Genomic DNA, 9,460 nt, shown 5'->3' on the forward strand with positions numbered 1-9,460 from the left:
GTTTTGTACTAGTAGTCTGTCAACCCGAAAATGACGGGTGAAGGCAAGCAGGGGGAGAAGAGAGGCAGGGGGGCAGAGGAGTTAGGGATACACAAATAACGTAGTTAAACAAGGTCAAACAACGTCAATTGCTGATAATTCGCTCTCTGATTGACCTTACTCGTAAGTTTGCTTTTAGGTTCTAGAGTCTGGGGCTTATCCATGCCCGTTTCCGCTTCAGTTTCCACTATTAGGGAATCGGTGAAACTTCTGAGTTCGTTCTAGCAAGATTACTTTTACATCGGAATGTTTCATATAACGAGTGATTTCAACGTCACTCATTCTTGCTAGAACGTTGTCAGCAGCGTTAGTATCTGAGTGCATCACGACCCCATCATGTCCGGTAAACTTGTCACCATTTCTACTACCCGTTAAGGTACTAAATCTGGAGTCAAGTTGTGACGTATACGCACAATTCACACTAACAACCGTGCAACCTACACGGGTTGAAACTTGTTTGAGGGCATCCGCAACTATCCCCTTGCACCATGAAGAAACATTTCTCTTCATACGCTTTCTCATGGGCTTTTTGCCTTTTAGTGCTTCCGTCAAATCTTCAAAAGCTACCTTGATCGCATCTGTCATCAAGTCATGCGTAGCTGTAAAAACGATTGTTTGAATCCTACCTTTAAAGGATCTTTCCCGATTGTCCCACTTGATTTTACCAAGATTATTTCGTTTAATTCTATCAGCCTTGGCACTGTTTCCTTTAGCTGTAGACTTGTTAAAAACTGACCTGATTTTATTACGTTTTACTTGTTTCGCTGTTCTGTAATCGGTTTCTTGAGTTTGGATTTTACCAAAATCATTACCTAAAAATCTAGCACCATCATTAGAAGATGTGGCATAAACTTCGGTGTAACCTCTATCACATCCAATTATTTTACCATCGGTCTTTTTTTCAGCTTTTTGGATATCAGTTGTGTAATGAATTTCCCATCTGCCATTACGCTTAATTAGCCTTATTTGACACTTTATTTCTGTTGGTAAAGTCGTTGGTAGTTTGAGAGTTTTACATGGAGTTAAACCTCCAAAACGCAACCACACCACCCCTTTATCATCTGTTTTAGTATCATAAGCCTTTACAATAATTTGGTTACAAACTTTCGTGTGTCCTCGATACCAAAACTTTCTAACTAAGGTGCAAAGTTTGGGATGTTCCAACCATTCCCGACTTTCTAAGGTAAGTTGCAAAACTCCTTTTTTAGCCGGGAACGACTGGAACGATTGACCCAAAGATTTCATCACCTTTTCGACACAAGCAGCCTGAACCAAGTGAATATCATCAATTACGTCATAGAGAGTTGCTTCCCATAACTTAGCAGGTAATTTGTATTTGTCTTTTAAGGTGCGTAGCTGTTTGTCAATCTCAAATTTAGAAACGCCCCAAGCCTTTAACGACCCGAACTCATTCCACAAGTCAGAGCGTAGTTTACCTAAACTCAAAGCGATTAAATCAAGTTCGTTAGATTTCCAATTATTTAGTTTTTCAGTCCCTAAAATAGCGATTCTCGTAACGGTTAACTGATTCTTTGCTTTGAGTTTCATGGACTTGGTTGGCTACGTCTTTTACTACTATACACCCATTGACTCGTATTGACTACTATTTGTTTCATGAATATTTTGCTCTTCGGCTATCTTTTTCTTGTAAGCCCGAAGAAAGTAAAGTTTGGAGGAAAAGCAGTGCATGATAGCCATAAAATCCTGCATCAACTCTTCGTGCGGCGATAGCTTGGCATTGTTCACCACGACAATTTTGCAGCCGTGAAGATTGCAAAACCACTCAACAAACTCAAAACCAAATCTGCATAACCTATCCTTATCCATTGAGACTGTTTTGATGAATGCTGACTCTGGATATCTCCGATGTCCCCCAGGGAAATACATTCTATTTTCCCTAAGTCAGCCCATTCTGCCGTTGTCTTAGGGTGATAGCCAAATTGTTTGTAAACTTGTTCTGGGGTTAGGTATTTCATCTTTCGGTTAAATACGATTAACCCCAGTATACTACGTTATTTTGAGATTAGAGAGTTTGGCGATCGCATTAACAATCTATCCCCTAAAGGCGATCGCTTAACCGGTTACTCCTCTATTTTTGTGTTGCTACAATCACCTGTGCTTCTCTTAAGACTCTATCGCCCCATAAATAACCCCGGATTACTTCCTGAATCACCGTATTTTCTACGACATCTGCCCTTGATTTACGTCCTACAGCATACATTGTCTGGGAGTCAAAAGGTTTACCCTGGGCGACAATAGGAACAATACGGCGTTGTTTGAGTATTTCTAAAAGCGATCGCCTAATTAACTCCACTCCCTGTTGATTGCTGGTGAAAATTTCCGTTAATGATTCTGACATTGGTAATTTTTCCGGCTCACTGAATTCAGTATAATTACCATTAATCCAATCTAATAACTTTTCCCAGAAGCCTTTTTTTATTAGTGGTTTTGAGTTTGAGGTAGTAGATAATGCTTCTAGTTCTTCTTGCCAGTAAGTACAAGCCTGATCTAAAGCATCCACAATACCCAGCAAATCTTTGAGGAGTTTCTCCTGCTGCTGTTCAAATTTTCCCGATGCCTGTTTTTGAATTTCTTCCAAACGTATTGGCATCTGTTCTTGCTCTGTCCGAATTACCGCCAATGCTTGTACCAGAGCATCTTGGGTAGAATGCAATAATTTACCCTGTTGCTTAACTTCATGGCGGAGAGCAGTCCACTCGGACACCATTTGATAAGGATCAAAGGCATGAGCAGATGATGGTGGTTCACCTAAATATTCAGGGGGTAGTTGTTCTGATTGTAAATAATCTAGAAAATTGGCAAATAAAGCTTCTTTGTCAGTTGTCATTGGTAATCGGTAATTGGTAATTGGTCATTGGTCATTGGTCATTGGTCATTGGTCATTGGTCATTGGTCATTGGTCATTGGTCATTGGTCATTGGTCATTGGTCATTGGTCATTGGTCATTGGTCATTGGTCATTGGTCATTGGTCATTGGTAATTGGTCATTGGTCATTGGTCATTGGTAAAAATCTCTCTTCCTACCTGTTCCCTGTTCCCTGTTCCCTGTTCCCTGTTCCCTGTTCCCTGTTCCCTGTTCCCTGTCCCCTGTTCCCTGTTCCCTGTTCCCTGTTCCCTGTTCCCTGTTATATGAATTATTTAAAATGTGGCACGAATTAGATCATCTAAGCTAACTTCTAGTTGCGCCAGGGCTTTTTCTCGCAACTGTTTTAATATCTCTGGATTCAATTCTGCTTCTAGGGGACGCAATTTCAAGAACTCCTCCGATTGACTTGTCTCTCCTTTGCGAAGTGCCTCGTAAGCTCCTCGAATTGCCTTAAACTCTTCTGGATAAGTATGCGCGGGGAATTCACGTAATTTGGCATGATAAGCCGCTTTAATTTGGGCGCTGGTTGCTCCTGGTGAAATTCCTAAACGTTCGTAGTAGTCAGCCATAAATAATTTCCCATTAAGATGACATCAATTAAACTATCAGTCTTCATCTGTGTTTAAGTAGGTTGGCGTTGAAAATTGTCGTTATGGCAAGGCAAAAGGCAAGAGGCAAAAGGCAAGAGTGAAGAGGGTTTAGGCGATTTTACATTTCTTTACACAGTTTGGTTTTATTGTGTTCACCTACTTATCTGTGTTTATATGCGGTTCATTACTCTTGATATTTTACTTTTACAACAATTCCTGAAAACCCGCTTTTTTTCTACCCTTGCGTTTTTTAGATGGAGATGAATTTCTAAAGATAAAGTCTAAATCTATTCCATCTTCTTCGTCTTCTTCATCTTCATCATCATCATCTGAGAAATCAGGCATATTGTTTAACATCATTTTTTTGAGTTCTGGAAGCATCCGTTCAAACTCCGCTGGAGACATTTTATTGCCAAATAATTTTTTAATCATCCCTTCTAATAAGTCATTCATATCTGACATATCGAGATTGTCAAATTCATCTGCATCTGGCATAGCGCTCTGAGTTTCTCTATCATTAACAAATGCCTGTTCTTCTCGAAATGCTTGTAAGGCTTTGGCATCTTGTAGGCGACGGGCTAATTCAAATCCCTGTTGTTTTAATTGTTCATAGTTTGGGTGATCAACGTGGTAGGTAGTGGCTCTAGCTAATAGCAATAAAGGGTTTTGTGGTTCTCGACGGAGTGCTTCATCTAAGAACGGCACAAGGGTTGTAATTTCACCAAAACGGCGGGCTTGAAGTTGAATATTTGCCACAGCATTGCCCGGTTGGGGCATGGTGTCGAGGTAAGAACGCACGGGAATTTCTAGTTTTTTGGAACCATTTTCTTTGACGGCTAAGATAACTAAATTGGCAACTCTAGCTTCTGGGTATTCTATGGATAGGTTGATTAACTTTTGCTGATACTGACTTATTAAAGCGGCGATGCCTTTTTCCCGTTTAGCGAAGAGTTGAATAGAAAGAGCGATCGCTTGCAATACGGAAATTTGTTCTTCACCTGCTAATCTTTGGAGGAGATTGTCCCATACTTGGGCTGCGGCTTTTTGGTCTAATGACACCCGACCTCCGGAATTGGGCGGACTTTGGACTGCATTCACGAATATTTGACAGGCACGGATAGGCGGATCTGTGGGATCTTCTGTCTTCACAAAACGGCTAAATAAGGGATAACTTAACGTAGAGAGCGCATCTATCCAAGGCAATGTTTCTACTTCAGGTTCAAGATTCAAGTCGCCAAAATGCTTACCAAATTTGCGCCTAGCTTCATTGAATGCCTGTTTGTGATCTAGTTTCTTCCAACAGTGCAGCAGCGTCTGATAAACTTCTCCATACCGACATCCATTTTCTAATGCTTGGGTAAGTAGTGCGATCGCTTCATCATAATTTTCGCCTCCTGCCTCAATTAATCCCTTGCGTCCCCGCACTTCTGGCGATGTCGGACAGATTCGTTCTGCTTGTTGCACAGATCCCAAAGCGGCCCGATCACGATCTATTGCTATGTAAGCATCTGCCATCCAGCAGTGGAGATGTGCTTGGGTCAGTTTCAATCTTTGTGCAGGCCATTCTTGAGGGTTTCGTTTTGCTTCCTGTTCTAACCACTTCAAAAACCGTGTCAACAGGCGTGAACGTTCTTGATCGTGATTATTAGCATCTAAAACCTCTAAGAGATTGATTGCCAATTGGGGGTTAAAGGGTTGCTCTGTCAACAAAGGCTGCCAGAATAGTTCAGCACAACTTGGTTCTCCTTGATTCAGTGCTTGTTGTCCGGCTAGGGTAAGCAGCAGTGGACGGAGACTTTCTAGTTCTGGAAAGCGTGGGGAACGTCGCTCCATCTTCAATAGCAGATGGGCGGCATCATGGTGATTACCTTGGTCAATCAGTTGCAACATTCGCAATATCGGTAATGCCTGTTGGCTATTTTTATCTCCTGTTGTTCGTGGATTTAGAGATTTGAGGGGTTCTTGTACTGTTTTTCCCTGTTGAAAAATTGCCAATCGCTCTAAAATTGGATACTCTAAATACTTTGGTTGACCATATGAAAGTGATTTCAACCCCAAAAGATTAGCCGCAGCATCCCAATTACCTATGACTTGTTGAGTATAAACGATCCAAGCTATGGGCAAATCTCCATTGGTGACGGCTCGCTTAATTTTCTGAAAAGATGTCAAAGCTGTTTCTGATTCTCCCTTTTTTAGTGCCAGAACACCTCGTACCCAGTGGAGTTGATTAGCACTAAAGCGTTTAGATTGTTCCTGAATTAATTGCTCAACTGTAGCGGTATCTCCTTTGAGGAACAAGAGTTTTAGGTAAGAGATGCTGTAGTCTTTCGGTAGAGTACCTGCCTCAAAAGCATTTCTGAGTAATTTTAATGCCGCATCTAATTGCTTCAATTCCAATAAACATTTAGCTTGCCAGTAATGAACTTCTCCCACCAAACCGAATTCTAGAGCGCGAGCAAAGGATTTTTCTGCCTGTTTAAAATCTTGTTTCTGAAATTCTTGCTGACCCCGTAGCAACCAAATTTCTGATTCTGGGGGTGTAAATTCAATATTAGGGTGTAATCGCTGATTTTTCTTGATTTCTTCTAATGCTTGCCGATATTTTTTTTGGTTCAGCAATTCTTGCAGTTGCTTCTGGAAGGAGTTTTCCGCAACTTTTGTCTCTGTACTAGAGACCTGTGGTTGTGAGTGCTGTTTAGACTGATGTTTAGCCACTGGGCTTTCTTCCTAATTGTTGTTTGATTTTTACCCTTATAGTTAAGGGTGGCTCCAACTACTTTCTTAATTTCTATATTAGTAGGCAGTTCGCATTAATGTTACAGGGATTTGTAACATTTGGCTCTTGAGTACATAATATGCAAAATCTGAACAAAGAAATCTCATAAGCGATATTTTTGAATATTATGGCAAAATTTTGGCTCTTTGCCCTGTTAAGAGTTCCCCGTTAGGAGTTCCCTATTACCGACTGGTAACTTAGGATAATAAGTACGTAAGAGCCTAAGTAGGTGAACACAATAAAACCAAACTGTGTAAAGAAATGTCAAATCGCCCAAACCCTCTTCACTCTTGCCTCTTGCATGAGTGCCTTTTGCCTTGCCATAACGACAATTTTCAACACCAACCTACTTAACATTTTCCATTCAGAGAGTATCTGCAAAGTTTGTTTACAGCATATACTGAGAGAAATTTTTTACCACTTATCAGACTTTTCTCATGCGATAATTGCATGAATTAATTGTCATTAATAATATTAATACCAATAATATGGCTTTGCAGAAAACATATATTCACACTGAATTAAGTTAATATTTTATGGGGCATTATATGGGATATTATATTAACACCAATATATTGCACTCAAACCAAACAGGAGAAACTGCTATTGCCATTGAGTAATCATCAACAAAATCACAAGTCCACAAATGAAAAATTACTACCGAAAATGCAGGTGAATGCAAAGCAGTTAATAACTCAGGTGACAACGGTATCATCTGGAATCTTGACCAGAATAGCCAGCAGCGATAAACCTTTTTATCGTCGTTTTTGGTTTTGGGCAGGATTAGGTGTTAGTAGTGGGATCATTGCTTTCCATTACACAATCTTAGAAATAGATAAAAATTTACCAGATCAGTCCGCACTCAGAGCATTGGTACGAGAGCAAACACTGACGATTAAAGCTGCTGATGGTAGTGTGCTACAACAGCAGGGAGAAGCTACAAGAGAGCAACTGAAAATAGAGCAAATACCAGATACTTTAAAGAAAGCTTTTATTGCTTCAGAAGATAGAAGATTTAATCAACACAATGGATTTGATCTCCAGGGAATTGCCAGAGCAGTTATCAATAACTTGCGATCGCAAAATGTGGTAGAAGGTGGTAGTACCATCACTCAACAGGTAGCGCGAATTCTCTTCCTCAAACCAGAAAAAACCTTCTGGCGTAAACTTAAAGAAGTCCGACTATCCCAAAAAATAGAGCGAGAATTGACTAAAGACCAAATTCTCGAACGTTATCTCAATCTCGTATACTTAGGTTCTGGGGCTTATGGCGTGGGAGATGCCGCTTGGGTATACTTCAGTAAATCCGTAGATCAACTGACTTTATCAGAAATGGCTACCTTGGCGGGTTTAGCTCCTGCACCTAACGTCTACGCCCCCGACAAAAACCCGAAAACAGCTACAGAACGGCGTAATCTGGTATTACAGCGGATGCTGGAAGATGGCATCATTACACCCGCCCAAAAACAAGCCGCGACTGAGGAAGCATTAATAGTTAACAGCAGTTTACCTAAACGGTTACAAGTTGATTTTCCCTACTTTACAACCTACGTTCACAAGGAATTGCCAAAGTACGTTGCCGCTGATGTTTTGGCTAGTGGTGGTTTAATAGTAGAAACAACCTTAAACCCAACTTCGCAAAAAGCCGCAGAAGCCGCAGTAGGCAAGATATTAAAAAATGAGGGACGGTGGCAAAACTTTAAACAAGCGGCTATGGTGGCCATAGAGCCTGGGAGTGGCGAAATTCAGGCAATGGTCGGCGGTAAAGACTTTGGTAAAAACCAGTTTAATCGTGTAACCCAAGCCCAACGACAACCAGGATCAACCTTTAAGGGTTTCGTCTATGCTACAGCGATCGCTACTGGTAAAAGTCCCTATGATAGTTATTTAGATGAACCCTTATCAATAGATGGTTATGAGCCAAAGAACTCCCATAACAAGTTCTCCGGTTGGTTGAACATCAGAGACGCGCTCACCAAATCCATCAATACAATTGCGGTAAAAGTCTTAATAGAAATAGGTTTTGAACCCACCATTAAACTGGCCCATGACATGGGAATTAAGTCAGAACTCAAACCTAACTATTCCTTGGCGCTTGGTTCTAATGAAGTCAACTTATTAGAATTGACCAACGCCTATGGTACATTCGCCAATCAAGGCAATTATGTAGAATCTCATGGCATTCGTCGCATCCTCAACCGCGAAGGAGATGTCATTTGGTCAGCTAAATATAAACCCAAACAAGTTCTAGATGCTGATAGCAGTGCCATCATGACCTGGATGTTAAGAAATGTTGTCACCGATGGTACTGGTGCTGCGGCTCAATTAGATGATAGACAAGTTGCCGGCAAAACAGGTACTACTGATGAATCCCGTGATTTATGGTTTATTGGTTATATTCCTCAGTTAGTGGCTGGGGTGTGGTTAGGGAATGATGATAACACCCCTACCTATGGTAATAGTGGTAGTGCAGCTTATGCTTGGCATGAATTTATGGCAGAAGCTCTCAAGGGAATGCCTGTAGAAAAGTTTCCCCCACGACCTAATTTAGAAAATCGTAAAGGTACTATCAAAGCCCAACCTCTCAAACCGAGAAAACTTATCTATAAGTCGGTTGATGAGGATAATCAAAAATCAGAAGAAGACAATACCGATAATTCTGATTCCTCAACTAGACGCAGAAGCAGAAGCAGAAGAACATATAATCAATCAGACGATTCATCAAATTCAGAAGAAAATCGGCCAAGACGAAGACGACGCTATAGTCAAGAGAATAATGATACATCTTATTCTACCCGTCGCCGCCGCAGACGCAGTCAAGAATCCAATGGCGATTCCCCTTCCCAATCACCTCGTTCACGACGCAGCCGCAGTCAAGAATCAGCACCGTCTAGATCATCTTCAGAAAACAAGAGTCCTGGAGGATCTTCATCATCACAACCTTCCTGGAGAGAAAGACTTAAACCCGATTCTTCAGGAAATAATTAAAATCAGGAGTCAGGAGGTAGGGGCGCAAGGCCTGCGCCCAGTCAGGAGTTCAGGAGTTCAGGAGTTCAGGAGTTCAGGAGTTCAGGAGAAAGAAGAAAGAAGAAAGAAGAAAGAAGAAAGAAGAAAGAAATTTCTCCCCTACTCCCCCTACTCCCCCTACTCCCCCTACTCCCCCTACTC

Annotated in this window: 8 protein-coding genes; 2 read left to right on the forward strand and 6 right to left on the reverse strand. The window is 41.2% G+C overall.

Annotated elements, in window-relative coordinates; genetic code table 11:
- Positions 1 to 216: 216 nt before the first annotated feature.
- The 4 genes from HEQ36_RS04465 to HEQ36_RS04480 form a co-directional block, all read right to left on the reverse strand.
- The gene (locus HEQ36_RS04465; RefSeq protein WP_233455377.1) at positions 217 to 1,587 is read right to left on the reverse strand and encodes an addiction module component; all 1,371 of its coding nucleotides are present in this window, start codon (positions 1,585 to 1,587) and stop codon (positions 217 to 219) included.
- A 27-nt stretch (positions 1,588 to 1,614) separates the two neighbouring features.
- Entirely contained in the window at positions 1,615 to 1,788 is a 174-nt protein-coding gene (locus tag HEQ36_RS04470; RefSeq protein WP_205748397.1) for a hypothetical protein, read from the reverse strand.
- A complete protein-coding gene (locus tag HEQ36_RS04475; RefSeq protein ID WP_205748396.1) occupies positions 1,782 to 2,015 on the reverse strand; it encodes a hypothetical protein in 234 nt (77 codons plus the stop codon). The genes HEQ36_RS04470 and HEQ36_RS04475 overlap by 7 nt, the downstream gene beginning before the upstream one ends.
- Before the next feature lie 113 nt (positions 2,016 to 2,128).
- Entirely contained in the window at positions 2,129 to 2,887 is a 759-nt protein-coding gene (locus HEQ36_RS04480) for a nucleotide exchange factor GrpE (RefSeq protein ID WP_168635069.1), read from the reverse strand.
- Between the two features lie 13 nt (positions 2,888 to 2,900).
- On the opposite strand from HEQ36_RS04480, the gene HEQ36_RS04485 reads away from it, so the two are divergent.
- The gene (locus tag HEQ36_RS04485) at positions 2,901 to 3,068 is read left to right on the forward strand and encodes a hypothetical protein (protein ID WP_168635068.1); all 168 of its coding nucleotides are present in this window, start codon (positions 2,901 to 2,903) and stop codon (positions 3,066 to 3,068) included.
- 130 nt (positions 3,069 to 3,198) lie between these two features.
- Here HEQ36_RS04485 and HEQ36_RS04490 read toward each other — a convergent pair whose 3' ends face one another.
- Complete coding sequence (locus tag HEQ36_RS04490) at positions 3,199 to 3,495, reverse strand: DnaJ domain-containing protein (RefSeq protein WP_053538025.1); 297 nt, start codon at positions 3,493 to 3,495, stop codon at positions 3,199 to 3,201.
- Between the two features lie 225 nt (positions 3,496 to 3,720).
- Entirely contained in the window at positions 3,721 to 6,231 is a 2,511-nt protein-coding gene (locus HEQ36_RS04495) for a tetratricopeptide repeat protein (RefSeq protein ID WP_168635067.1), read from the reverse strand.
- A 727-nt stretch (positions 6,232 to 6,958) separates the two neighbouring features.
- On the opposite strand from HEQ36_RS04495, the gene HEQ36_RS04500 reads away from it, so the two are divergent.
- Positions 6,959 to 9,280 carry a transglycosylase domain-containing protein gene (locus HEQ36_RS04500; protein WP_205748441.1) on the forward strand — a complete coding sequence of 774 codons (2,322 nt, stop codon included), beginning with the start codon at positions 6,959 to 6,961 and terminating at the stop codon, positions 9,278 to 9,280.
- The last annotated feature ends 180 nt before the right edge of the window (positions 9,281 to 9,460 follow it).

The organism is Anabaena sp. 54 (genome assembly GCF_017355725.1).
Classification (GTDB): domain Bacteria; phylum Cyanobacteriota; class Cyanobacteriia; order Cyanobacteriales; family Nostocaceae; genus Dolichospermum; species Dolichospermum heterosporum.

Bases quoted from the DNA above. Each gene is read 5' to 3' on its own strand.
- HEQ36_RS04465 (WP_233455377.1), bottom strand. From the start codon at position 1,587: ATGAAACTCAAAGCAAAGAATCAGTTAACCGTTACGAGAATCGCTATT.
- HEQ36_RS04475 (WP_205748396.1), bottom strand. From the start codon at position 2,015: ATGAAATACCTAACCCCAGAACAAGTTTACAAACAATTTGGCTATCAC.
- HEQ36_RS04480 (WP_168635069.1), bottom strand. From the start codon at position 2,887: ATGACAACTGACAAAGAAGCTTTATTTGCCAATTTTCTAGATTATTTA.
- HEQ36_RS04490 (WP_053538025.1), bottom strand. From the start codon at position 3,495: ATGGCTGACTACTACGAACGTTTAGGAATTTCACCAGGAGCAACCAGC.
- HEQ36_RS04500 (WP_205748441.1), top strand. From the start codon at position 6,959: ATGCAGGTGAATGCAAAGCAGTTAATAACTCAGGTGACAACGGTATCA.